The following is a 24,690-nucleotide window of genomic DNA, read 5'->3' as shown; positions in this document are numbered from 1 at the left end:
GCTAGCCTCATGCCAGACAGGAGACACCATGGAATTCCTCGAGGCACCGCCGCTGCCCTTCTATTTCACGCCCGAGCACGAACAGTTTCGCGCCACCCTGCGCGAATTCATATCGCGCGAGATCACGCCCTTCGTCGCCGAGTGGGACGAGGCCGAAACCTTCCCGCGCGAACTGTACGCGCGCGCCGCCGAGCTCGGCGTGCAGGGCCTGGGCTACCCGGAGGCCTACGGTGGCACGCCGGCCGACGTCTTCTTCCAGCTGATCGTGGCGGAGGAGTTCGCGCGCTGCGGCGGGGGCGGGCTGCAGGCCTCGCTGAACTCGCACAGCATCGCACTGCCGCCGATCCTGCACGCGGGCAGCGAGGCGCTCAAGCAGCGGGTCATTCCGCCGGTGCTGGCCGGCGAGAAGATCGCGGCGCTGGCGGTCACCGAGCCCTCGGGCGGTTCCGACGTGGCGGCGCTCAAGACCACCGCGGTGCGCGACGGCGATCACTATGTCGTCAACGGCGAGAAGACCTTCATCACATCGGGCATGCGGGCCGACTTCATCACCACCGCGGTGCGCACCGATCCGGCCATCAAGGGTGCGGGCGGCATCTCGGTGCTGCTGATCGACGGCGACACGCCCGGTCTCACGCGGACCGCGCTCAAGAAGATGGGGTGGTGGAGCTCCGACACGGCGCACCTGCGCTTCGACGACTGCCGGGTGCCGGTCGCCAACCTGGTCGGGATCGAGAACAAGGGCTTCAAGACCTTCATGAACAACTTCAACACCGAGCGTCTGTTCATGTCGGCGCTGGCCTGCGGTTTTGCCGAGGTCTGCCTGAAGGAAGCGGTCGACTGGACGCGCCAGCGCGTCTCCTTCGGCATGCCCCTGTCCGAGCGCCAGGTGGTGCGCCACAAGCTGATGGACATGACCATGCGCATCGATGCATCGCGCACGCTGGTCTACGACCTGGCCTACCGCATCGAGCACAAGCTGGCCGATCCGGCGCGCCTGGTGGCGCGCGTCTGCCTGGCCAAGGTGCAGGCCACGCAGGCGATGCAGTTCTGCGCCGACCAGGCGGTGCAGCTGCTTGGCGGCATGGGCTTCATGCGCGGCACGCAGAGCGAGCGCATCTACCGCGAGGTCAAGGTGATGATGATCGGCGGCGGCTCCGAGGAGGTCATGAAGGACCTCGCGGCGCGGCAGCTCGGCCTTTGAGACCACGAAGCAGGAAGCACGATGAAAGACACTGCCGACGACCTGCGCGCCGAGTACCGCGAACTCGCCGACCTCTGCCGCAGCCTCACGCCCGCGCAATGGCGCCTGAAGAGCGACTTCTACGGTTGGACGCCCTGGGACGAGGTGGCGCACCTGTGCTACTTCGACCAGACGGCGACCCTCTCCGCAACCGACGCCGAGGCGTTCGCGCGCGACACCGCGGCGCTGACCGAGGTGCTGGCCACCGGCAAGGAGATCAGCGCCATTGCACGCGAGAAGTACGGCCACCTCGACGGCGCCGCGCTGCTCGCGCACTGGGAGCCGATCGCGATGCGGCTCACCGACCTGCTGGCCGTGCTCGACCCGAAGGCGCGGCTGCCTTGGTACGGCCCGAGCATGAGCGCACGCTCCTTTGCGTCGGCGCGGCTGATGGAGACCTGGGCGCATGGGCAGGACGTGTGGGACGTGGTCGGCCGCGAGCGCGCCGCCACGCTGCGGCTCAAGCACATCGCCCACATCGGCGTCACCACCTTCGGCTGGAGCTTCGTCAACCGCAAGCTGCCGGTGCCGCCGGTGGTTCCATTCATCTCGCTCGATGCGCCCGGCAACGACAGCTGGCACTGGGGCGATCCCGCCTCGCCCGAATTCGTGCGCGGCAGCGCGCTCGATTTCTGCCTGCTGGTGACGCAGCGACGCAACCTGGCCGACACCGGGCTGCGCTACAGCCAGGGCTCGGCCCGCGAGTGGCTCTCGATCGCCCAGTGCTTCGCGGGACCCCCGGCGGATGCGCCTGCGCCCGGCGTGCGCAAGGTGGCGCGCCCGGCTGCATGAGCGGCTTGCCGCTCACGCTGGCGCTGCAGGCGCCGATCGAGGCGGCGCTGATGCGGCTGCGCGAAGGCAGCGCCGAGCATTGCCTGTCGGACCATGCCTTTTCGAACCTCTATCTCTTTCGGCAGGCGCACGACTACCGCTACCTGCCCGGCGACTGGCCCAGCATCTCGGGCCGCGCCTACGACGGCACGCGGCACCTGATGCCGCTGTTCGCCTTGCACGAGGCGCCGCTCGACGTGCTGCGCCGGCTGCTCGACGGCCACGACTGCCTGTACCCGATCGCGCAGCGTCACGTCGACAGGCTCTCGCCGTCGCAGTTCCGCCACTGGACTTCGGCCGACGATGCCGACTACCTGTTCGAGGCCCGGCAGTTCAGCGACTATCCGGGCCGCGCGCTCGCCAGGAAGCGCAACCAGGTCCGGCAACTGCTGGCGACCTGCGTGCCGCGCAGCGTTCCATTCGGCGTCGAAGCGGCCGACGCCGCGCGGGAGGTGCTGCGGGGCTGGATGGCGCAGAAGGGCAAGGCCCACGGCGAGGCCGACGAGTCCGCCTGCCTCGAGGCCATTGCCGAGGCCTCGACCTTCGGCCTCGAAGGCTTCATCCATTTCGAGGGCGACCAGCCGCTGGGCTTCGTGCTGGCGCAGGAGCTTCAGCCCAGTGTCTTCGTGATGCGCTTCGCGAAGGGGCTGGACAGCCATGTCGGTATCTATCCCTACATGTTCCAGCACTTCTGCCGCAGCTTCGCGCGCCCGGTGCAATGGCTCAACTTCGAGCAGGACATGGGGCTGCCTGGGTTCCGTCGCAGCAAGCGCTCGTACGGGCCCGCGGGGCTGATTCCGAAGCTGCGGGTGGCGTTGCGGGAGTGAGGCGCGGGACGGTCAGCTCAGCGCAGGCCGCCTGCCCGCCGCACACCGTGCGCAAGACGTTCGGGAGCGAGGCGGCGCTGTCCGACAGCTACCCCCGCTTGTTCCGTATCGGCAGCTTGATCTCCGATGCCGGAATCTCCCGCACCAGTTCGAGGATGTCCCACTCGTCCCCCTGCTGCGCCCGCTTCTTCATCTTGAAGTGGTACATCGGCATCATGGCCTGGTGGTCTTCCGCGCGGAAGGTCATCGTGCCCTTGGGGGTCTCGAAGTCCATGCCCTCCATCGCCGCGATCAGCTTCTCGGTGTCGGTCGAGCGAGCCTTGCGAATCGCGGTCACGACCGCGCTGGCGGCCGAGAAGCCGCCGCAGACGAAGAAGTCCGGCGGCATCTTGTAGCGCTTCATGTGCTCGGTCACCAGCCAGTCGTTGGCCTTGTTGCGCGGGAACTTGTAGTGGTAGTAGGTGCCCCCCTCCAGGCCCTCGAACTCGCGCCAGGTCTGCATCACGCTCAGCAGCGAGCCACCGGGCGACAGCTCGATGCCGAAACGCTCGGGGTTCATGCCGGCCAGCTTGCGGATCGGGTGCTCGCCGCCCCACGGGATCACCAGCACCTTGCGCCCGGTCGTGCCCTTGAGCGAGTCGGCGATGCGCTGGAACGGCGCCGTGAAGTCGGTCGTGCCCTGCGGCACGAATTCCTCGTGGCCCATCCTGGCCTGCGGATTGAGCCGCGCGAAGGCCTCCTTGTAGGCCGTGACGTTGTCGCGGCCGAAGACGTTGTCCTGGGCCAGGAAGGCCACCGTCACCGGGCCGCCGAAGGCCGACACCGAGGCGGTGGCGTCCAGGCTGGTGGTGCGCGCGACGCGGAAAACGTAGCGGTTCCACTTGTCACCCGTGATCGAGTCGGCCGCAGACGGCTCGACGATCAGGATCTTCTTGTACTCCTCGGCGATCGGCAGCGCCGCCACCGTGCCCGACGATCCGCCGGCGCCGACCGCGATGTCGACCTTGTCGTCGGCATAGGCCTCGGCCAGCAGCGCCTTCGACAGGTCGGGCCGCAGCTGGTCGTCCTTGACGATGATCTGCACCTTGCGGCCGTCGATCGCCATGCTGCCGCCGGTGAGGTATTCGAGCCCCATGCGGAAGCCCAGCTCGTCCTGCTTGGCATAGGCCTCGAAGGGGCCGGTCTTGGCGACGATCAGCGCCACCTTGATGTCGCCGGTCTGGGCCAGCAGGGCGCCGCCCGCGGGCAGCAGCAGGCCGGCGGCGGTCGCCTGGCTGAATCTTCTTCTCGAAATCATGCGTGTTGTCTCCTGGTGAATGAGGGGTCAGCCGACCGTGCTGCGCACCTGCAGCGCGAGTCCGGCGCAAAGTTCGGCCACGCGGGCGCGTGCGGCCTCGTCGGCCACCCCCACCACGGCGACGACGCCGTGCGTGCGGTCGTCGCGCACCTCGATGCCGGCGTGCTGCAGATCCCCTTCGGCAAACAGCTCGCGCAGGGTGCGCGCGATCGCGTGCTTGCGCAGCGTCGGCTTGAAGATCTTGCCGACCGCGGTGACCGGCATGCTGTCGATGCACTCGACCCAGTTGGGCGCGGCGGCGCGCTCGGTGACATGCGCCTTGGCAAAGGCCTTGAGTTCTTCCGCATCGGCGCGCGCGCCGTGGCGCAGCTTGACGTAGGCGACCGGCAGCTCGCCCGCATAGGCATCGGGGCGGCCGACTGCGGCCACCAGCTCGACCTCGGGGTGCCTGGCCAGGGCTTCCTCGATCATCGACGGATCGATGTTGTGGCCGCCGCGGATGATCAGGTCCTTGGCCCGGCCCACCAGCCAGAAGTAGCCGTCGGCATCGCGCCGGCCGAGGTCGCCCGAGTTGAGCCAGCCGCCCGGCAGCCAGAGGCCGGCGTCGTGCCGCGGGTCCCGGTAGCCCGGCGTCAGGTGCGGCCCCAGGATCGCGACCACGCCGATCTCGTCGGTGGCGGCATCGCGCACATGGGCGCCGCGCTCGTCGAGGATCACGGTCTTCATGCGGCCGTACGGCACCGGCAGGCCGATCGAGCCGACCCGGCGCTCGCCGTCGCGTGGGTTCACCGAGGCGCAGGCGGTGGTCTCGGTCATGCCGAAGCCTTCGAGCAGCCGGATGCCGGTGGCGCGCTCGAAGCGCCGGAACAGTTCGACCGGCATCGGCGCCGCGCCGCAGATGCCGAAGCGCAGCGAAGAGACGTCGGCGCCCGCGAGCGGCACGTTGAGCAGCGCCGCGTAGACCGTCGGCACGCCCGAGAAGGTGGTGACGCGGAAGCGCTCCACCAGCCGCCAGAAGCCGGCCACCAGCTTCGGATTGCGAAACCCCTCCCGGCCCGCGAGCAGCACCCGCGCGCCGTGCATGAAGGGCGCGAGCCCGGTGACGACGACGCCGTTGACGTGGAACAGCGGCAGGCCGCAGACGATGACGTCGCTGGGCCGGATGTCGAACATCTCGCCCAGCATCCAGCTGTTGACCACCAGCGCGCGGTGCGAGAGCTGGGCGATCTTCGGCGTGCCGGTGGTGCCGCCCGTGTGAAAGCAGGCGGCCAGGGCGGCCGGGTCGCGCAGGGCCTCGAACACGGGCTCGGCGGGCTGCGCGGCCAGGACGTCGTCGAAGCGGCGCACGCCCGGCGGCAGGGCGGCCGGATCGGCGGCGCCGACCCACAGCGTCTCGCGCAGGCCCGGCAGTCCGGCCAGCACAGGCCCCAGCTTGGCCCACAGCGCCGGCGCCTCGGCGGGCGAGGCGGTGACCACCACCCGGGCGTCCAGCGCCTGTAGCAGGTCGGCGATCTGCGCCGACTCCAGGAAGTGGTTGACCGCCGCCACCCGGCAGACGGCCTGGGCGCCCCAGATGCAGAAATGTGCCTCGGGCAGGTTCGGCAGCAGGTAGGCGACGCAGTCGTCGCGCCGCAGCCCGAGGGAGGCCAGGTGGTTGGCGGTGCGGACGATGTGCTCGTGCAGCCGGGCATAGCTGACGTCGACCGGCGCGGCCTCGGCGTTGCCGTCGGGAACGAAAGTCAGCGCCGGGCGATCGGGCCAGGCTGCGGCGGCGAGGCGAAAGACGTCGAGGGTCGAGTCGATGCCGGCGAAACGCGCGTCGAGTCCGACCGACTCGCGCGCCAGCAGGTCGCCGCCGTCGCGTACCGGCTTGCGCGTCGGCCGTTGGTCGGAGGGGTGGGGAAGGATGGACATGGCTTTCGATTCGGGCCCGCGGGGATGCCGGTGAAGGCTAGCGGGCGGGGGCGCGGAACGCTTGCGTCCAGGCGCTGAATGACGGTTCGAGGCAGGCCGCGTGCGCAGCGAGTTTGCGCAAGACCTCGCCGTGGCCGATGCCTAAGCTTGCCGGACACACACCATCGACCCGCTCCAGCGCGACGGGCACAGCGCACATGGCAACCATCGAATCGACCATTTCCCCCGGCAGCGAGGCCTTCCAGGCCAACCGCGACGGCATGCTCGCGCTGATCGAGCGCGTCCACGGCTACGAGCGGCGCAGCGTCGCCACTTCGGCCAGGTCGCGCGAGCGCTTCGAGAAGCGCGGCCAGCTGCTGCCGCGCGAGCGCCTGTCGCTGCTGCTCGACCCGGGCACGCCCTTTCTCGAGATCTCTTCGCTGGCGGGTCTGGGCCTCGACAACCCCGACCTCGAGAAGAGCGTGCCGGGCGGCGGCGTGATCGGCGGCATCGGCTGGGTCTCGGGGGTGCGTGTGATGATCAACGCCTCCGACTCGGGCATCGACGCCGGGGCGCTGCAGCCGATGGGCATCCCCAAGCAGCTGCGCATGCAGGAGCTGGCACTGGAAAACAAGCTGCCCTACATCCAGCTGGTCGAGAGCGCTGGCGCCAACCTCATGACCTACAAGGTCGAGGAGTTCGTGACCGGCGGCAACCTGTTCCGCAACATCGCGCGCATCTCGGCCGCCGGGCTGCCGGTGCTCACCGTGACGCACGGCTCGTCCACGGCGGGTGGGGCCTACCAGACCGGCCTGTCGGACTACATCGTGATGGTCCGGGGCCGCTCGCGGGCCTTCCTGGCCGGCCCGCCGCTGCTCAAGGCCGCCACCGGCGAGATCGCCACCGAAGAGGAGCTCGGCGGCGCCGTGATGCACACCTCGATCTCGGGCCTGGGCGACTACCTGGCCGAGGACGACCGCGACGCGATCCGCATCGCCCGCGAGATCATGGCCAACATCGACTGGAACCGCGATCTGCCGGCCGAGCCGCCGCGCCGCTTCAAGCCGCCGCGCTACGACGCCGAGGAGTTGCTGGGCATCATGCCGATGGACCACAAGCGCCCGGTCGACATGAAGCAGGTCATCGCCCGCATCGCCGACGACTCCGAGTTCCTCGAATTCGGCGAGAACTACGGCGGGGCCACCGTGGTCGGCCACATCAAGATCGAAGGACTGCCGCTGGGCATCGTCACCAACAACGGTCCGATCGACCCGGCCGGCGCCACCAAGGCGACCCACTTCATCCAGGCCTGCTGCCAGTCGAAGACGCCGATCCTCTATCTCAACAACACGACCGGCTTCATGGTCGGACGGGACTACGAGGAGGCCGGCATCATCAAGCACGGCTCCAAGATGATCCAGGCCGTGACCAACGCCACGGTGCCGCAGATCACCATCTACTGCGGCGCTTCCTTCGGCGCCGGCAACTACGGCATGTGCGGCCGCGGCTTCCATCCGCGCTTCTGCTTCTCGTGGCCGAATGCCAAGACGGCCGTGATGGGAGGCGAGCAGGCCGCCAAGACCATGGTCATCGTGACCGAGGCCGCAATGAAGCGAAAGGGCGAGGTCGACCAGGCCAAGCTCGACGATCTGGAGCGCCGCATCATCGACCGCTTCGACAGCCAGATGAGCGTCTTCACGACCAGCGCGCGCCTGCTCGACGACGGCGTGATCGACCCGCGCGACACCCGCGCCGTGCTGTCCAAGGTGTTGTCGATCTGCCGCGAGGCCGAGCTGCGCGAGCCGCAGAAGATGCAGTTCTCGGTCGCCCGTCCCTGAGGTTCACGGCATGCAACTCACCCCCGAACACGAGGCCCTGCGCGACACGCTGAACCGCTTCATCGACAAGGAGATCAATCCCCATGTCGACGAATGGGAGCGCGAGGAGATCTTCCCGGCCCACCAGGTCTTCCGGCAGCTCGGCGCGCTCGGCCTGCTGGGCCTGACCAAGCCGGTCGAGAACGGTGGCTCGGGCCTCGACCATTCCTACGGCGCGGTTCTGGCCGAGGGCCTGGCGCGCATGAACTGCGGCGGCATCCCGATGGCCATCGGCGTGCAGACCGACATGGCGACCCCGGCGCTCGCGCACCGCGGCAGCAAGGAACAGCGCGAAGAATTCCTGGCGCCGGCGATCACCGGCGAGTACGTGGCCTGCCTCGGCGTCTCGGAAGTCGGCAGCGGCTCCGACGTGGCCTCGATCAAAACCACGGCGCGCAAGGACGGCGGCGACTACGTCATCAACGGCGGCAAGATGTGGACCACCAACGGCACCCAGGCCGACTTCTGCTGCGTGCTCGCCAACACCTCCGACGGCGCGGCGCACCGCAACAAGTCGCTGATCATCGTGCCGATGAAGACCAGGGGCGTGACGGTGGCGCGCAAGCTGCGCAAGATGGGCATGCATGCGTCGGACACCGCCCAGCTGCACTTCGACGACGTGCGCGTGCCGCAGCGCCACCGCATCGGCGAGGAGGGCATGGGCTTCATCTACCAGATGGAGCAGTTCCAGATCGAGCGGCTGTGGGGCGCGCTCAACACCGCCGGCATGGCGCAGCGCGCGATCGACACCACCATCGGCTATACCCGCGACCGCCAGGCCTTCGGCCGCTCGGTGCTCGACAACCAGTGGGTGCACTACCGGTTGGCCGAGCTGCAGACCGAGGTCGCCTGCTTGCGCGCGATCTGCTGGCAGGGCGTGGCCGAGGTCACGGCCGGCCAGGACGCGACCCGCACCGCCACCATGGCCAAGCTCAAGGCCGGACGGGTGATCCGCGAAGTGGCCGACAGCTGCCTGCAGTTCTGGGGCGGCATGGGCTTCATGGACGAAAGCCCGATCTCGCGCATCTTCCGCGACGGCCGCCTGACCTCGATCGGCGGCGGCGCCGACGAGGTGATGCTGCAGATCCTCAGCAAGTTCATGGGCATCTTTCCCCAGCCGGCCTGACCACAGGCCTTCATCCGGATCCACTCTCATGACTGCCAAGACTGTTTCTACCCCTTCCGCCACGCCTTTCCACAAGGTGCTGGTCGCCAACCGCGGCGAAATCGCGCTGCGCGTGATCCGCAGCGCGCGCGCCATGGGCTACCGCACGGTGGCCGTGTATTCCACCGCCGATGCCGGCGCCCGCCATGTGCAGGAGGCCGACCAGGCGGTCTGCATCGGGGAGCCGCTGCCGGCCCAGTCCTACCTGCGCATCCCGGCCATCGTCGAAGCCGCGAAGCTCAGCGGCGCCGACGCGGTGCATCCGGGCTACGGCTTCCTGGCCGAGAACGAGGACTTCGCGCAGGCTTGCAAGGACGCGGGGCTGGTCTTCATCGGCCCTTCGGCTGAAGCCATCGTGTCGATGGGCAACAAGGCCGGCGCCAAGACGCTGATGCAGGCGGCCGGCGTGCCGTGCATCCCGGGCTACCAGGGCGAAGACCAGAGCGAGAGCCGACTGGCCGAGGAGTCCGCCCGCATCGGCTTCCCCGTGATGATCAAGGCCACCGCCGGCGGCGGCGGCCGCGGCATGCGGCTGGTGCCTTCGGCGAAGGAATTTCCCGAGCTGCTGCGCAGCGCGAGGTCCGAGGCGCAGAGTGCCTTCGGCGACCCGGAGGTGATCCTCGAGCGCGCCATCGTCGAGCCGCGCCACATCGAGATCCAGATCTTCGCCGACCGCCATGGCAACGCGATCCATCTCGGCGAGCGCGACTGTTCGGTGCAGCGCCGGCACCAGAAGCTGATCGAGGAAGCGCCGTCGCCCGCCGTCGATGCGGCCCTGCGCGAACGCATGGGCGCGACGGCGGTGGCGGCCGTGAAGGCGATCCGCTACGAAGGTGCGGGCACGCTCGAATTCCTGCTCGACCGCGAAGGCAATTTCTATTTCATGGAGATGAACACGCGCCTGCAGGTCGAGCACCCGGTGACCGAGGCCGTGACCGGCCTCGACCTGGTCGAACTGCAGCTGCGCGTGGCGGCCGGCGAGGCCCTGCCGCTGACCCAGGCGCAGGTGCGTTTCGAGGGCCATGCGATCGAGGTTCGGTTGTGCGCCGAAGATGCCGACCAGGGCTTCATGCCGCAGAGCGGAACGGTGGCGCTGTGGAAGATGCCGGCCCAGCTGCGGGTCGAGGACGCATTGTGTTCGGGCGCCGAGATCCCGCCGTACTACGACTCGATGATCGCCAAGATCATCAGCCACGGCCGCACCCGCGACGAGGCGCGGCGCAAACTGGCGGCCGGCCTGGAAGACGCGGTGGCGCTTGGCGTGACCACCAACCAGGCCTTCCTGCGCAGCTGCCTCGCGCATCCGGTGTTCGCCGCGGGCGCCGCCACGACCGCGTTCATCGGCCAGCATCAGGAAGCCTTGCTGGCGCCCGATGAAGCCGTGCAGGCGCGTGCCGCGGCGCTGGCGGCCGTGCTGCTCTACGAAACCACGGGCGAGCGCCGGCAGCGCGCGGCGGGCCGGCGCCTGTCGCACAACCTGCCGATCTCGCTGCGCTTCGACATCGGCGGCAAGGCGCAGAACGCGAGCGTGACCTTGCCGCGCCAGCACCGCTTCGAGGTCGCGCTCGGGGAGCGCAGTTTCGCGATCGATGTGGTGGCACTCGGCTCCGACACGGTCCGCTTCGTCTGCGATGGCCTGCACGAGCACGCGACCTGGTTCCGCGACGGTGCGACCCTGCTGCTGCAGTACCGCGGCCTGGCGCTGCGCGTCGAGGACAAGACCCGCGCCGCCTCGGCAAGGCAAGGCGAATCGGGTGGCGACGGAAAACTGCGCGCCTCCATGAACGGCCGCGTCGTCGCAGTGCTCGCGGCGGTCGGCGACATGGTGGAGGCGGGGCAGCCGATCGTCACCCTGGAGGCGATGAAGATGGAGCACGTGCATGCGGCGCCCGTCGCCGGGCGGTTGACGGCGGTGCATGTGTCGAACGGGGAGCAGGTGGCGGCCAGCCGCGTGGTGGCTGAGATCGAAGTGGCCGTGGCTGGGCCCGCGTGATCCGATGGTGATGCTGTTCTCCCATGGAAAGGCGCCCGGCAAGCGGTGCGGGCCAGTCGACCCCACTGCGCCGGCCGGCCCAGGGCATACCACCTGCCATCGCCGCCCACAACCGCAACAGAAGACCAGGAGACATCAATGACCGAACCCAACCCGTCCATCCTGCACGAGAGGCGCGACAGAGCCTTCTGGATCACCATCAACCGTCCCGACAAGCGCAACGCGATCAACAAGGACGTGATCGAAGGCATCCGCGAGGGCTACCGCCGTGCCCATGCCGACCCCGAGGTGCGCGTGATCGTGCTCACGGCCACCGGCGACAAGGCCTTCTGCGCCGGTGGCGACCTGCAGCCCGGCGCGGGCTTCGCCTTCGACCTGTCGCGGCCCAACATCGACTACGCCGACATGCTGCGCGAGGCGCAGGACTCGACCTTGCCGAGCATCGCGCGGATCAACGGCGTCTGCATGGCCGGCGGACTCGGCCTGCTCTGCATGACCGACATGGCGATCGCCGCCGATCATGTGCAGTTCGGCCTGCCCGAGGTCAAGATCGGCCTGTTCCCGATGCAGGTGCTGAGCCTGCTGCAGCGCATCGCGCCGCGCCGCACGGTGCGCGAATGGTGCCTGTCGGGCGAACCCTTCGACGCGGCCGAAGCCCAGGCCAACGGCCTGCTCAACCACGTGGTGCCGGCCGCCGAACTCGACGCCAAGACCCAGTGGCTGATCGACCGTCTCGTCAACAAGTCCCCGACCGCGATCCGCCGCGGCAAATACGCGATGCGCGCCCTCGAAGCCATGTCCTTCGACGAAGGCATCGCCTACACCGAGAGCCAGATCGCACTGCTCGCGATGACCGAGGACGCCAAGGAGGGCCTGGCCTCCTTCAACGAAAAGCGGAGGCCGACGTGGACGGGACGCTGACCGGCGCGCCCACCGACCGCAGCGCCCATGCGGTCGGCCTGCACGAATGGCTCTCCCGCCGCGCGGGGAGGGTGCCTGGTCGGCCGGCGCTCAGCTGCGGCGAGGTGCGCTGGAGCTACGGCGAACTGCAACGACGCATCCAAGCCATGTCGGCGGTGCTGGCAGCCGGCGGTGTCGCGGCGGGCGACCGGGTGGGCTACCTGGGCCTGAACGACCCGATGTTCGTGGTCGTGATGTTCGCGACCTCGCGGCTGGGCGGCGTCTTCGTGCCGCTCAACTTTCGCCTGAGCGGCCCCGAACTGGCCTGGATCATCGGCGACGCCGGCATCCACACGCTGGTCGCGGGCGAGGAGCACGTGCCGGTGATCGACGGCGTGCGCGCCACGCTGGCCTGCAAGCGGTTCATCCACCGGGCGGCCGGCGCGCCGGGCTGGGAGCCCGCCGATGCGTTGATGGCCCAGCCCGGCGCGGTGCCGGCGGCGGTGCCGGCCACCGCCGATGCGCTGGCCGTCATCATGTACACCTCGGGCACCACCGGCCACCCGAAAGGCGCGATGCTCACGCACGGCAACTTCTGGGCCAACAACCTCAACGAGATGCTGTTGTGGGACATGGTCTCGACCGACGTCACGCTCAATTTCGCACCGATGTTCCATGTCGGCGGCCTGCTGTGCGGCAGCCTCTCGACGCTGCTGGCGGGCGGCCACCTGGTGCTGCAGCGCGCCTTCGACGTCGCCGCGATGCTGCAGGCGGTGCGCGAACACCGCATCACCGTCAGCTTCGCGGTGCCTGCGATGCTGCTGTTCATCAGCCAGCACCCCGACTTCGCCGAGGCCGACCTGAGTTCATTGCGGTTGATCGCCGTCGGCGGCGCGCCGATGCCCGAGCCGCTGCTGCGACTCTATGCGGCCCGCGGCATTCCGGTGCACCAGGGCTACGGCATGACGGAGACCGCCTCGATGATCACCTTCCTGAGTCCCGACCGGGCGACCGACAAGCTCGGCTCCAGCGGTACGCCGCCCCTCTTGACCGAGATCCGGCTGATCGACGCAGTGGGCGATGCGATCACCGAGCCTGGTGTCGCCGGCGAGGTCTGCGTGCGCGGCGCCAACGTCATGGCGGGCTACTGGAGGCAGCCCGAGGCCACGGCCGCGGTGTTCACGCGCGATGGCTGGTTCCGCAGCGGCGATGTGGGCTATCGCGACGCCGAGGGCTTCCTCTACATCTGCGACCGGCTCAAGGACATGGTCATCAGCGGCGGCGAGAACATCTACCCGGCCGAGGTCGAGAGCGTGCTCTACGACCACCCCGACATCGCCGAGGTGGCGGTGGTCGGTGCGCCCGACGAACGCTGGGGCGAACGCGTGGTGGCGGTGGTCGCGGTCAAGCCGGGCAGGACGATCACGCTCGAAGCCTTGCAGGCCTTCGCTGAGACCCGGCTCGCGCGCTACAAGCTGCCGAGGGAACTGAGGATCGTGGATGCGCTGCCGCGCAATCCGACCGGCAAGGTGCTCAAGGCCAAGCTGCGTGTCCCCAAGGAGGGCACCTGACATGAAGCACCCCCACGCTCATCACTTCGTGTATCGCTGCCCCCCGAGGGGGCGCTCAGTGCCCTTCGGGCGGCCGGGCGGGCACTGACATGGCCGGCCCCGACGCAGCCTTCTGGCAAGCCCGCTTCGAGACCGGCACCACGCCGTGGGACCGCGGCGCCGCCAGCCCGCAACTTCTGCGCTGGCGCGACGAGGGCGTCTTCACGGCTGGCAGCACCGTGCTGGTGCCTGGCTGCGGCAGCGGCTGGGAGGTGGCCGAGTTGGCGGCGGCCGGTGTCGAAGTCACCGGCCTGGACTACGCTGCGGCGGCGGTCGATCGCAGCAAGCAGCATCTGGCCGAGCGCGGCCTGCAGGCCCAGGTGCTGCAGGCCGACGTGCTGCAGTGGTCGCCGACGGCGCCGGTCGATGCGGTCTACGAGCAGACCTGCCTGTGTGCGCTGCATCCCGACCACTGGACCGCCTATGCGGCGCAGCTGCATGCCTGGCTGAAGCCCGGCGGCCGACTGCTGGCGCTCTTCATGCAGGCCCCCGCGGCGGGTGCGCCCGACGGCTTCGTGACCGGGCCGCCGTACCACTGCGACATCCACGCCATGCGGGCGCTGTTTCCGTCATCCCGCTGGTCATGGCCCAAGCCGCCCTACGCGCGCGTCAACCATCCGCTGGGCGCACACGAACTCGCGCTGGCGCTGACACGCCTCTGAGCAAGGACACCCGATGGACTTCACCCATTCCGAGCGCTCGCTGGCGCTCCAGCGGCGCGTCGAGGACTTCATGCAGCAGCATGTCTACCCGGTCGAGAACGCCTACTACGACGAGGTGCGTGAGAGCAGCCACCCGTACCGCACGCCGCAGGTGCTGCAGGCGTTGAAGGCCAGGGCGCGCGATGCCGGGTTGTGGAATCTGTTCCTTTCGGGCGCGCACGGCAGCGGCCTCAGCAACCTCGAATACGCGCCGGTCAAGGAGATCATGGGCCGGGTGCTGTGGGCGCCCGAGATCTTCAACTGCTCGGCGCCCGACACCGGCAACATGGAGGTGCTGGCCAACTACGGCACCGAGGTTCAGCAGGCGCAGTGGCTGGCGCCGCTGATGGCCGGCACGATCCGCTCGGCCTTCTCGATGACCGAACCGGCGGTGGCGTCGAGCGACGCGACCAACATCCAGTGCGAGATCCGGCGCGACGGCGACGACTACGTCATCAACGGCCGCAAGTGGTTCACCTCGGGCGCGCTCAACGAGGACTGCACCTTGCTGATCGTGATGGGCAAGTCCGCGCCCGACCATCCCGAGCGGCACAAGCAGCAGTCGATGATCCTGGTGCCCAAGGCCACACCGGGGGTGCGCATCGTGCGCGACATCACGGCCTTCGGCTACGACGACGCGCCGGTCGGCCACCCCGAGATCGTCTACGACAACGTCCGCGTTCCGGCCTCGAACATCCTGCTCGGCGAAGGCCGAGGCTTCGAGATCGCCCAGGGCCGGCTCGGGCCCGGGCGCATCCACCACTGCATGCGGCTGATCGGCTGCGCGCAGCGCGCGCTCGAGCTGATGTGCCAGCGCGCCAGCACGCGCGTGGCCTTCGGCAGGACCCTGGGCGAGCAGGGCTCGGTGCGCGAGGACATCGCGCATTCCTACTGCGAGATCGAGCAGGCCCGTCTGCTGACGCTGAAGGCGGCCGACAAGATGGACCGCGAGGGCAACAAGGCGGCGCGCGACCTCATCGCCGCGGCCAAGATCGTGGTTCCGAGCATGGCGGCGCGCGTGATCGACCGCGCGATCCAGGTCTTCGGCGGCGCCGGCGTGTCGCAAGATACCTTCCTGCCGCGGGCCTACGTCTATGCGCGCTTCATCCGCATCGGCGACGGGCCTGACCAGGTGCATCTTTCGGCGGTGGGCAAGCAGATGCTGCAACGGCACGGCGCGCAGCGATGACCCACGCCGTCGTCAGCGCACCGCCGCTGGACCTGGATCGGCTGGGCGCCTGGCTGCAGACCCAGGTGCCCACCTTCCACGGCCTGCGGGACGCGCAGCGCCTGGTCGGCGGCAACTCGAATCCGATCTGGCAGCTGCGCGCCGACAGCGGCCGCTACATCCTGCGCACCCAGCCGGCCGGCGAGTTGCTGAAGTCGGCCCATGCGCTGGACCGTGAATTCCGGCTGCTGACGGCGCTGCATGGCAGCGCGCTGCCGGTGCCGAAGATCCATGTGCTGTGCAATGACCTCGAGGTGGTCGGCGTGCAGTTCTACCTGATGGATTTCATCGAGGGCGTGGTGCATCGGCACGTGGCACTGCCCGAGCTGCCAATCGGGCGTCGCCGTGCGGTCTATGGCGCGGCCATCGATGCGCTGGCTGCGATTCACTGCAGCGATATTGATGCCCTCGGCCTGGCCGACTTCGGCCGGCCCGGCAACTACTTCGAGCGCCAGTTCCACCGCTGGCGCCAGCAATACCGCACCGCGATGCCAGAAGGCGACCCCGAGATGGAGCGGCTGATCGCCGCGCTCGAGCGCACGATGCCGCACGGCGAACATCCGGTGGTGCTGCTGCATGGCGACTCGCGGCTCGACAACCTGATGTTCTCTGACGACGTCGAGGCCGCGCCGCGCGTGATCGCAGTGCTCGACTGGGAACTGTCGACCCTGGGCCATTCGCTGGCGGACCTGGGCCAGTTCCTCGCGGTGCAGGAACTGCCGGCCGACTACCTGCTGCCCGGACTGGCCGGCGTTGACCGTGCGGCGCAGGGCCTGCCGAGCGAAGCCGAGCTGCGGGAGCGCTACTTCCGCGCCATGGGCGAAAGCCCGGTGGCCGACCTGCGCTTCTTCAAGGCCTTCGCGATGTTCCGCCAGGCCGCGATGTCGGCCGGCCTGCGCCGTCGCGCTGCCCTGGGCACCGCGGTGGCCGAGAGTGCGCTGCACTTCGGCAACACGATGGCGGTGTTTGCGCGCGTCGGGCTCGACATCCTCGACCGCCCCGGTCGATCCGACTGAACACCAAGGACAGACATGCCCGCTCCCGCCACCCCCTTCGACCTGCACGGCAAGGTCGCGCTGGTCACCGGCTCCACGCACGGCATCGGCGCCGCCACGGCCCGCGTGCTGGCCCAGGCCGGCGCCCACGTGCTGGTCAGCAGCCGCAAGTCAGACGAGTGCGAACGCGTGGCCCAGGCCCTGCGCGACGAGGGCCTGAGTGCCGAGGCGCGGGCCTGCCACATCGGCCGCATGGAGGATATCGCGGCGATGTCGGCGCATTTGCTGGCGTCCCACGGAGGCCTCGACATCTTGGTCAACAACGCGGTGCTGAGCCCGTGGCGCAGCATCGACGACACCGACCCGGCGCTGTTCATGAAGACCGTCGAAGTCAACCTGCGCGGCTACTGGTACCTGTCGGTGGAAGCAACCCGGCTCATGAAGCCGCGCGGCGGCGGCAGCATCGTCAACATCTCCTCGCTGTCGGCCTGGCATCCGGAGAAGATGCTGGGCTTGTACGGCACCCTCAAGACCGCGCTGCTCGGCATGAGCCGGGTCTTCGCGCTCGAATACGGCGAATTCGGCATCCGCGCCAACACCGTGCTGCCCGGCGTCATCGACACCCGGCTGGCGCAGGCCTTCGACGGCGAGGCTCGCGAGCGCATCCTGAAGAAGACGCCGGTGCACCGGCTCGGCCTGCCCGAGGAGATCGGCTATGCCGTGCTGTACCTGAGCTCGCCGGCCGGCGCCTTCGTCACCGGCGCCAGCCTGGCGGTCGACGGCGGCATGTCGATCTCGATGATCTGAACCCACCTCCTCCAAGGAATCCCTCCATGAAAGCAGTGCTCGCAAAGCGCCACGGCCCGCCCGAATCGCTGGTGTTCGAAGACGTCGCCTCGCCGGTGCCCGGCCCCGGCGAGGTGCTGGTGTCGGTGCATGCCAGCGCGGTCAATTTCCCCGACACGCTGATCATCGAGAACAAGTACCAGTTCAAGCCGGCGCTGCCTTTCTCGCCAGGCGGCGAGGTGGCGGGCACGGTCAAGGCGGTGGGGCCGGGCGTCGAGGGCTTCGCGCCGGGCGACCGCGTGATCGCCGTCTGCGGCTGGGGCGGCTACGCCGAGGAGGTGCTGACCGACGCCCGCAAGCTGGTGCGGCTGCCGGCCGGCATCGCGATGGAAGCGGCCGCGGCGCTGGTCATCACCTACGGCACCTCGCACTATGCGCTCAAGGAGCGCGCCGACATCCGGCCTGGCGAGACGCTGCTGGTGCTCGGCGCGGCCGGCGGCACCGGCATCTCGGCGATCGAACTGGGCAAGCTGATGGGTGCGCGCGTGATCGCGGCGGCCTCTTCCGACGAGAAGCTCGCCCTGTGCCGGCAGGCCGGCGCCGACGAGACCATCAACTACGCCAGCGAAGACCTGCGCGAGCGGCTCAAGGCGATCACGGGCGGACGCGGCGTCGACGTGGTCTACGACCCCGTGGGCGGCCAATACACCGAGCCGGCGCTGCGCAGCATGGCCTGGAAGGGCCGCTACCTGGTGATCGGCTTCACCACCGGCGAGATCCCGCGGCCGCCGCTCAACCTGGCGCTGCTCAAGGGCTGCGCCATCGTCGGCGTGTTCTACGGCGGTTTTGCTCAGGCCGAGCCGAAGCGCTACGACGAGTTGATGCAGGAACTGCTGGGCTGGCTGGCCGAAGGCCGCATCCGTCCGGTGATCACCGGGCGCTATCCGCTTGAGCGCGCGGCCGAGGCGCTGCGGCTGGTGGCGGACCGGCGGGCGACCGGGAAGATCATGCTGACGACGGCGCTGGGGCGGGGGTTGTCGAAAACCTGAAGGAAGAGCAATCCGTCTATATGGAGACTACAATTGGTCTCTTTGTAGACAAGAGGTCCGCCATGTCCGCTCCCAGTGTTCTGGTCTACCGCAGTGCCGATGGCGTCGATGCTTACGTGCGCGCCGTCTCCAGTGCCACGCCAATGGAAATCGTCGAGATCGAGCGGCTGGGCGTGCAGGGCAGCTTCATCAAGGACCTGTCCAAGCGCATGGACGTGGCGACCTCGCGATTCTTCACGATTCTGGGCGTGCCCAAGGCCACGGCCGAGAAGAAGGCCGCGGCCGGCGAACGTGTGACCGGACGCGGTGGCCAGGCGGCGGTCGGCATGATCAGGCTGCTTGGCATCGCGCAAGCCATTGCAGACAACAGCTTGGCGCCGGAAGCCAAGGGCTTCGATGCCGCTCGCTGGCTGGGGCAATGGATCGAACGGCCGCAGCCGGCCCTCGGAGGCCGCAAGCCCGCGGACCTGATCGACACGCCCACCGGCGTGGAAGTCGTTGCTCGCCTGTTGGGTTCCATCGAGAGCGGCGCCTACCAGTGAAGCTGTGGCGCATTGCGGCCGACACGCGCAAATACCGTGCAGATGATCTCAGCGGCGCCGGAGCCGCGAAGAACCCCGGGCGCTGGAACGACGCTGGCGAGCCGGTGCTCTACACGGCACCCACCATCTCCCTTGCCGTGCTCGAAACCGCTGCCCACATCGACGACGGCGGCTTGCCGTTGAACAGATATCTTCTCGAGCTCGATGTGCCGGGCGGTGTCTGGGCTCGCCGCGAAGAAATCGACATCGCCACGCTGCCGCCCACCTGGTCGGCCATCCCGGCAGGGCGCGCGAGCGTGAAGCTGGGCTCGACCTGGCTGGCGTCGCTGCGCTCGCCGATCCTGCTGGTGCCTTCGGTGGTGGTGCCGGAGGAGCGCGCGGCGCTCGTCAACCCTTCGCATCCGCAGTGCCATCGGATCACCTGCCGCGTGATTCGAGCCTTCGAATACAACCGGCTCTTCAGGTCGTAGTCGAAGAGATCGTCACGAGCGGCGTTCTTATCCCTCCAACGCACCCTGCCAGCGCCGCATCCCCCGCAGCCAGCGCTCGGGGTCGGCCGCCTTGCGCTGCATCTGCTCGCGGATGAAGTCCTGCGGCAGGATCAGGAAGCGCTCCTCGCGCAGGCCATCGACCACCGCCTGGGCGACCGCGTCCGCGCTCACGATGCCTTCGGCCATCAGCGCGCGGCGTTCCGGCGTCTCGGCATCGAGCAGCGGCGTGTCGACGCCGCCCGGGCACAGGCAGCTGACGCCGATGCCGCGCCCGCCGTAGCTGATCGACAGCCATTCGGCAAAGGCCACCGCCGCGTGCTTGCTGACCGCATAAGGCGCATCGAACTGCGACAGCAACCCGGCTGCCGAAGCGGTCTGCAGCAGGTAGCCGCCGCCGCGCGCCAGCATGCGCGGCAGCAGCGCGCGGGCGGCGTGCACATGGGCCATCAGGTTGACCGCCATCACGCGCTGCCAGTCGGAGTCGGGCAGCTCGGGCCCGCCGCGTGCCGTGATGCCGGCGTTGGAGCAGAACAGGTCGATGGCGCCGTGGCGGGCCTCGGTGTCGTCGATCAGGCGCAGCAGCTCGGCTTCGACCGTGACATCGACCCCGGCCGCCTCGGCGCCGATCGCGGCGGCCAGTTCGGCGGCCTGGCCGGCGTGGCGGTCCGCCACCACGACGGCGCGTGCGCCCTCCCGGGCGAAGCGCCGCGCCATCGCGGCCCCGATGCCGCTGGCACCACCGGTGACCACCACCACCTTGTCCTTGAGTTCCATGGGTTGCTCCGTCGTCGTCCAGAGGGTTTGCCCTGAGGCTAGGCGCGCAGCGCGCCGGCGTCTTGCGCCCAGCGGCTGCACGTCAGCGGCTGGACGCAAGAACTTTGCGGCCTGCGCCACCAGACTGCGGCGATGCCCCGTCGCGGCGCTCGCCAATCCTGCTGGTGCCTTCGGTGCTGGTGCCGGAGGAGCGGGCGGCGCTCGTCAACCCATCGCATCGGCAGTGCCATCGGATCACCTGCCGCGTGATTCGAGCCTTCGAATACAACCGGCTTTTTAGGTTGCAGCAAGAAAATCAGATCGGCGCGGCCCGTCCGAGTGCCTACATCTGCTCCCAGGGGTTCACCAGCTTGATGCCGGTCCCTTCGAAATCTCGCACGTTGCGCGTGACCAGCGTGAATCCATGTTCCAGCGTCGTGGCCGCGATCATCGAGTCGCGGAAGGCCCTTCGGTTGGGGACATGCATCGCCGCGCAGCGCATGGCGACCTCGCCTGTGAATGGCAGTACCCTGCCATCGAAGGCCTTCCACATGGCCTCGAACCAGGCGCGCAGCGCGCTGCCCTCTGGCGGGGTGCGTCGCTCCAGTTGCAGGATGCCCATTTCCTGTTCGAGGATGGTGACGGCCGAAACGAAGAATTGGCTGTGCGGGAACCCGGCAGCCCAGGCTCGAACCTCCTGCGACTGCTGGGCCTTGCCGGGCCGCAACTCCGACAAGACGTTGGTGTCGAGCACGTACATCAGCCGAACTCGGCCGGCTTGAACTCGATGTCGACGCGCGACGGCTCGAAATCGATGCCTTCGGTACTCGGCAAGCTGTCCATCAGGTCCAGCAGCGATTTTTCTGGCTCACCCGTGATGCGGTAGTAGTCCTCGATCTTGAGCAGCGCGAAGGCGGGCCGACCACGATCGGTGATGAAAACAGGACCCTCGGCCGCCGCTCGCTTGGCAGCGCCTACATCGCGCGTGAAGTCGCGGCTCGAGAACGTGTGTACAGAGGTCATATTGAAGCGGCGGGGCACTTGCTTGGATTTTGATGTCTGTACGTTATGACATTTTCCGCCAACCGTCAACCGACTCCGACCAACACTTGGCCCTTCAGTTCCATCGGCCGAGCCTAGACGGGTCAGCGTGGCCTCGTCTTGCGCCCAGCGGCTGCACGTCAGCGGCTGGACGCAAGAACTTTGCGGCCTGCGCCACCAGACTGCGGCCATGCCCGCCCGCCCCATAACCTCCGCCCCATGAAAGCCGCCGTCTTCCGCGGCAGCGACCGTCTGCTGGCCATCGAGGAACTGCCGCTGCCCCAGGCCGGCGCCGGCGAACTGGTGCTGCGGGTGCACTACTGCGGCGTCTGCGGCTCCGACCTTCACGCCACCCATCCGGGCCTGTTCACGGTCAAGGAGGGCACGGTGCTGGGCCACGAGTTCGCCGGCGAGATCGTCGAAAGCGGCGCCACCGCCTGGAAGGTCGGCGAGCGCGCCACGGCCCTGCCCAACAACGCCTGCCGCGCCTGCACCGACGAGGGCTTTCGCGAATGCCGCGACGGCCTCGGCATGATCTGCCCGCACAACCGCCTGACCGGCTTCAGCCCGAACCGCCCCGGCGCCCTGGCCGAGTACGTCAAGGTGCCGGCCGGCCAGGCGATCCGGCTGCCGGGCGCGGTGAACGCCCGCGAGGGCGCCATGATCGAGCCGCTGGCGGTCGGGCTGCACGCGGTGCAGTCGGGCCAGGTCGGCCTTGGCTGCAAGGTGCTGGTGATCGGCGCCGGGCCCATCGGCCTGGCCGTGACCGCCTTCGCGCGCCAGGCCGGCGCCACCCGGGTGGCGGTCAGCGAACGGGCACCCGGCCGGCGCGAGGTCGCCGCACGCTTCGGCGCCACGGCGCTGATCGATCCGGCGGCGGAGGAGGTCGGCCCGGCCTTCGCCCGCCACGCCGGCGGTCCGCCGGACGTCATCTTTGAATGCGTGGGCGTGGCCGGCCTGATCCAGCAGTGCATCGAACTGGCGCCGCCGCGCGGGCGCATCGTGGTGGTGGGCGTCTGCGCCACCGAGGACCGCGTCGTGCCGCAGCGCGCCATGGCCAAGGAACTGAACCTTCAGTTCGTCATGGGCTACGCCAAGGCCGACTGGCGGCGGGTGCTGGACCTGCTCGACGCCGGGCGCGTCGATCCGCAGGCGATGCTGACCGACGTCGTCGGGCTCGACGAACTGCCCGCCGCCTTCGAGGCGCTGCGGCGTCCCACCACGCAGATCAAGCTGCTGGTGGCGCCGGGCGGCGACCTCCCGGTCAGCCTGTAGACGCAAGAGATTTGAATGCCCCTTTGCTACCTTCGGCTGAGTCCTCGAACCCCCCGAACGCACCACCAGACGCCATGAATTCCCCCGTGACTTTGAACCGCCATGGCGACATCGCGCTGCTGCGCATCGACAACCCGCCGGTCAATGCGCTGTCGCCGGCGGTCGTGGCCGGCCTGGTGGCCGCCATCGACGCCTTCGAGGCCGACACCAGCTGCAAGGCCCTGCTGCTGCATGGCGAGGGCCGCACCTTCGTCGCCGGCGGCGACATCTCCTCTTTCGACCTGCCGGACTTCACGACCCAGCCCTTCAACGGCACGCTGGCCCGGATCGAGGCATTGGGCCGCCCGGTGGTGGCGGCGCTGCACGGCACGGTGCTCGGCGGCGGCCTGGAACTGGCGCTCGCCTGCCACTGGCGCGTCGCCCATCCCAAGACCCAGCTGGGCCTGCCCGAGGTCAAGCTCGGCATCCTGCCGGGCTCGCTGGGCACCCAGCGCCTGCCGCGCGTGGTCGGCGCCGAACTGGCGCTCGACCTGATCGCCAGCGGCCGCAGCATCGGCGCCGCCGAGGCGCGGCAACTCGGGCTGGTCGACGAAATGAGCGATGCCGCGCCGCTGCAAGCCGGCATCGCCTTCATTGAGGCCCTGCTCGCGCGCGGCGCCGGTCCGCGCCGCATCAGCGAGCGCGCGGTCGCGACCGAGTCGCTGGCGCCGGACTTCTTCGAGCGTGCGCTGGCCGACGCGGCGCGCCGCAAGCCCTTCCATCCGTCGGCGCGCAACATCGTGCGCGCGGTGCAAGCTTCGTTGCTGCCCTTCGCCGAGGGCGAGGCGGCCGAGGCACGTCTCTTCGAGGAACTTCGCGTCTCGCCCGAATCGAAGGCTATGCGCCACCTGTTCTTCGCCGAGCGGCTGGCCTCCAAGATTCCCGGGCTGCCGCGCGACACCACGCTCAGGCCGGTGCGCTCGGTCGGCGTGCTGGGTGCCGGCACCATGGGCGGCGGCATCGCGATGAACTTCGCCAACGCCGGCATCCCGACCGTGCTGGTCGAGACCTCGCAGGCGGCGCTCGATCGCGGGCTCGGCATCATCCGCGCCAACTACGAGGCCAGCGCCGCCAAGGGCCGGCTCACGGCCGAGCAGGTCGAGGCGCGCATGGCGCTGCTGCGCGGCTCGCTCGACGACGCGGCATTGGCCGATTGCGACCTGGTGATCGAGGCCGTGTTCGAGAACATGGACCTCAAGAAGCAGGTCTGCGCCCGGCTCGGCGCGGTCTGCAAGCCCGGCGCCATCATCGCGACCAACACCTCGACACTGGATGTCGATGTGCTGGCCGAGGCCACGGGCCGTCCGGCCGACATGGTCGGCATGCATTTCTTCAGCCCCGCCAACGTGATGCGCCTGCTCGAAGTGGTGCGCGGCGCCAAGACCGCGCCCGAGGTGCTGGCCACCGTGATGCAGCTGGCCCGCACGATCGGCAAGGTGGCGGTGGTCTCGGGCGTCTGCTATGGCTTCATCGGCAACCGCATGGCCGAGGTCTACATGCGCGAGGCCGAGTTCCTGATGATGGAAGGCGCCAGCCCGGCGCAGATCGACGGCGCGGTCGAGGCCCTCGGCATGGCGATGGGCCCCTGCCGCATGCTCGACATGGCCGGCATCGACGTCGGCGCCAAGACCGTCATCGAATACGGCAAGGCCGGCGGCCTGCCGCCTGACGACAGCTACCGCGCGGTGGTGCGCAAGATGTTCGAGCTCGGCCGCTTCGGCCAGAAGACCGGCGCCGGCTACTACCGCTACGACGGCCGCAAGCCGGTCGACGACCCCGAGACCGCGCGCATCGCCGCCGAACTCGCGGCGCAGCACGGCATCGCGCGGCGCGGCGACATCCCGCCGCAGGAGATCGTCGAGCGCCTGCTGTATCCGCTGATCAACGAGGGCGCGCGCATCCTCGAAGAGGGCATCGCCTACCGCCCCGGCGACATCGACATGGTGTGGGTCGCCGGCTACGGCTTCCCCGACCACCGCGGCGGCCCGATCCATATGGCCGATGCGATCGGCCTGCCGCAGATCGCCGTGCGCCTGGCGCACTACGCGAAGACGCGCGGCAATCCGCACGGCTACTGGACCATTTCGCCGCTGCTGGCCTCGCTGGCCGGGCAGGGCAAGCGCCTGTCCGACTGGCAAGCCGCCTGAACCCTCT

The 24,690-nt window shown here is 69.3% G+C and carries 22 protein-coding genes; 17 read left to right on the top strand and 5 right to left on the bottom strand.

The genetic code is table 11. From position 1 onward, the window contains the following. The first annotated feature begins 28 nt into the window (after window positions 1-28). The 3 genes from QZH52_RS26115 to QZH52_RS26105 are packed head-to-tail and all read left to right on the top strand — an operon-like array spanning window position 29 to window position 2,901. Complete coding sequence (locus QZH52_RS26115) at window positions 29-1,204, top strand: acyl-CoA dehydrogenase family protein (protein WP_301813588.1); 1,176 nt, start codon at window positions 29-31, stop codon at window positions 1,202-1,204. A 21-nt stretch (window positions 1,205-1,225) separates the two neighbouring features. Then, the gene (locus QZH52_RS26110; protein ID WP_301813587.1) at window positions 1,226-2,035 is read left to right on the top strand and encodes a TIGR03084 family metal-binding protein; all 810 of its coding nucleotides are present in this window, start codon (window positions 1,226-1,228) and stop codon (window positions 2,033-2,035) included. Further along, complete coding sequence (locus QZH52_RS26105) at window positions 2,032-2,901, top strand: phosphatidylglycerol lysyltransferase domain-containing protein (RefSeq protein WP_301813586.1); 870 nt, start codon at window positions 2,032-2,034, stop codon at window positions 2,899-2,901. Before QZH52_RS26110 ends, QZH52_RS26105 begins: the two co-directional genes overlap by 4 nt. 88 nt (window positions 2,902-2,989) lie before the next feature. On the opposite strand, the gene QZH52_RS26100 is transcribed toward QZH52_RS26105, so the two are convergent. Beyond that, window positions 2,990-4,198, bottom strand: a complete 1,209-nt coding sequence (locus QZH52_RS26100; protein ID WP_301813585.1) for a substrate-binding domain-containing protein — start codon at window positions 4,196-4,198, stop codon at window positions 2,990-2,992. 27 nt (window positions 4,199-4,225) lie between these two features. Continuing rightward, complete coding sequence (locus tag QZH52_RS26095; protein ID WP_301813584.1) at window positions 4,226-6,112, bottom strand: acyl-CoA synthetase; 1,887 nt, start codon at window positions 6,110-6,112, stop codon at window positions 4,226-4,228. A 197-nt stretch (window positions 6,113-6,309) separates the two neighbouring features. Here QZH52_RS26095 and QZH52_RS26090 point away from each other — a divergent pair, with 197 nt between their 5' ends. From QZH52_RS26090 to QZH52_RS26035, 12 genes are all read left to right on the top strand, one after another. After that, on the top strand, window positions 6,310-7,929 hold the full coding sequence (locus QZH52_RS26090) for an acyl-CoA carboxylase subunit beta (RefSeq protein ID WP_301813582.1): 1,620 nt from the start codon (window positions 6,310-6,312) through the stop codon (window positions 7,927-7,929). A 10-nt stretch (window positions 7,930-7,939) separates the two neighbouring features. Next, entirely contained in the window at window positions 7,940-9,094 is a 1,155-nt protein-coding gene (locus tag QZH52_RS26085) for an acyl-CoA dehydrogenase family protein (RefSeq protein WP_301813580.1), read from the top strand. Between the two features lie 28 nt (window positions 9,095-9,122). Next, a complete protein-coding gene (locus QZH52_RS26080; protein ID WP_301813579.1) occupies window positions 9,123-11,126 on the top strand; it encodes an acetyl/propionyl/methylcrotonyl-CoA carboxylase subunit alpha in 2,004 nt (667 codons plus the stop codon). A gap of 138 nt (window positions 11,127-11,264) precedes the next feature. Then, window positions 11,265-12,047, top strand: a complete 783-nt coding sequence (locus QZH52_RS26075; RefSeq protein ID WP_301813578.1) for an enoyl-CoA hydratase/isomerase family protein — start codon at window positions 11,265-11,267, stop codon at window positions 12,045-12,047. Next, the gene (locus QZH52_RS26070; RefSeq protein ID WP_301813577.1) at window positions 12,032-13,597 is read left to right on the top strand and encodes an acyl-CoA synthetase; all 1,566 of its coding nucleotides are present in this window, start codon (window positions 12,032-12,034) and stop codon (window positions 13,595-13,597) included. The genes QZH52_RS26075 and QZH52_RS26070 overlap by 16 nt, the downstream gene beginning before the upstream one ends. 89 nt (window positions 13,598-13,686) lie before the next feature. Beyond that, window positions 13,687-14,298 (top strand): methyltransferase domain-containing protein, encoded by a 612-nt coding sequence (locus QZH52_RS26065; RefSeq protein ID WP_301813576.1) that lies wholly within the window; start codon window positions 13,687-13,689, stop codon window positions 14,296-14,298. A gap of 13 nt (window positions 14,299-14,311) precedes the next feature. Next, window positions 14,312-15,526: an acyl-CoA dehydrogenase family protein gene (locus QZH52_RS26060; RefSeq protein WP_301813574.1), complete on the top strand. Its 1,215-nt coding sequence runs from the start codon at window positions 14,312-14,314 to the stop codon at window positions 15,524-15,526. Beyond that, a complete protein-coding gene (locus QZH52_RS26055) occupies window positions 15,523-16,581 on the top strand; it encodes a phosphotransferase family protein (protein ID WP_301813572.1) in 1,059 nt (352 codons plus the stop codon). Before QZH52_RS26060 ends, QZH52_RS26055 begins: the two co-directional genes overlap by 4 nt. A 15-nt stretch (window positions 16,582-16,596) precedes the next feature. Next, entirely contained in the window at window positions 16,597-17,367 is a 771-nt protein-coding gene (locus tag QZH52_RS26050) for a glucose 1-dehydrogenase (protein ID WP_301813570.1), read from the top strand. A 26-nt stretch (window positions 17,368-17,393) separates the two neighbouring features. Beyond that, entirely contained in the window at window positions 17,394-18,395 is a 1,002-nt protein-coding gene (locus tag QZH52_RS26045; protein ID WP_301813569.1) for an NADPH:quinone oxidoreductase family protein, read from the top strand. Between the two features lie 62 nt (window positions 18,396-18,457). Then, window positions 18,458-18,937 carry an MbcA/ParS/Xre antitoxin family protein gene (locus tag QZH52_RS26040; RefSeq protein WP_301813568.1) on the top strand — a complete coding sequence of 160 codons (480 nt, stop codon included), beginning with the start codon at window positions 18,458-18,460 and terminating at the stop codon, window positions 18,935-18,937. Continuing rightward, a complete protein-coding gene (locus QZH52_RS26035) occupies window positions 18,934-19,407 on the top strand; it encodes an RES family NAD+ phosphorylase (protein ID WP_301813566.1) in 474 nt (157 codons plus the stop codon). The genes QZH52_RS26040 and QZH52_RS26035 overlap by 4 nt, the downstream gene beginning before the upstream one ends. Before the next feature lie 27 nt (window positions 19,408-19,434). Here the strand turns inward: QZH52_RS26035 and QZH52_RS26030 are convergent, their stop codons facing one another. The 3 genes from QZH52_RS26030 to QZH52_RS26020 form a co-directional block, all read right to left on the bottom strand. Further along, on the bottom strand, window positions 19,435-20,202 hold the full coding sequence (locus QZH52_RS26030; RefSeq protein ID WP_301813565.1) for an SDR family NAD(P)-dependent oxidoreductase: 768 nt from the start codon (window positions 20,200-20,202) through the stop codon (window positions 19,435-19,437). A gap of 322 nt (window positions 20,203-20,524) precedes the next feature. After that, the gene (locus tag QZH52_RS26025; protein WP_366919324.1) at window positions 20,525-20,941 is read right to left on the bottom strand and encodes a type II toxin-antitoxin system VapC family toxin; all 417 of its coding nucleotides are present in this window, start codon (window positions 20,939-20,941) and stop codon (window positions 20,525-20,527) included. After that, complete coding sequence (locus tag QZH52_RS26020; protein ID WP_301813563.1) at window positions 20,941-21,222, bottom strand: type II toxin-antitoxin system prevent-host-death family antitoxin; 282 nt, start codon at window positions 21,220-21,222, stop codon at window positions 20,941-20,943. The genes QZH52_RS26025 and QZH52_RS26020 overlap by 1 nt, the downstream gene beginning before the upstream one ends. Window positions 21,223-21,441: 219 nt before the next feature. Here QZH52_RS26020 and QZH52_RS26015 point away from each other — a divergent pair, with 219 nt between their 5' ends. Further along, the gene (locus tag QZH52_RS26015; RefSeq protein ID WP_301813561.1) at window positions 21,442-22,497 is read left to right on the top strand and encodes a zinc-binding dehydrogenase; all 1,056 of its coding nucleotides are present in this window, start codon (window positions 21,442-21,444) and stop codon (window positions 22,495-22,497) included. Between the two features lie 86 nt (window positions 22,498-22,583). Then, on the top strand, window positions 22,584-24,683 hold the full coding sequence (locus tag QZH52_RS26010) for a 3-hydroxyacyl-CoA dehydrogenase NAD-binding domain-containing protein (protein ID WP_436411632.1): 2,100 nt from the start codon (window positions 22,584-22,586) through the stop codon (window positions 24,681-24,683). Window positions 24,684-24,690 lie beyond the last annotated feature (7 nt).

This window comes from Variovorax ginsengisoli (genome assembly GCF_030486595.1).
Classification (GTDB): domain Bacteria; phylum Pseudomonadota; class Gammaproteobacteria; order Burkholderiales; family Burkholderiaceae_C; genus Variovorax; species Variovorax ginsengisoli_B.
The sequence above is the reverse complement of the archived record's forward strand: the minus strand, read 5'-3'. Positions and strand labels throughout refer to the sequence as shown.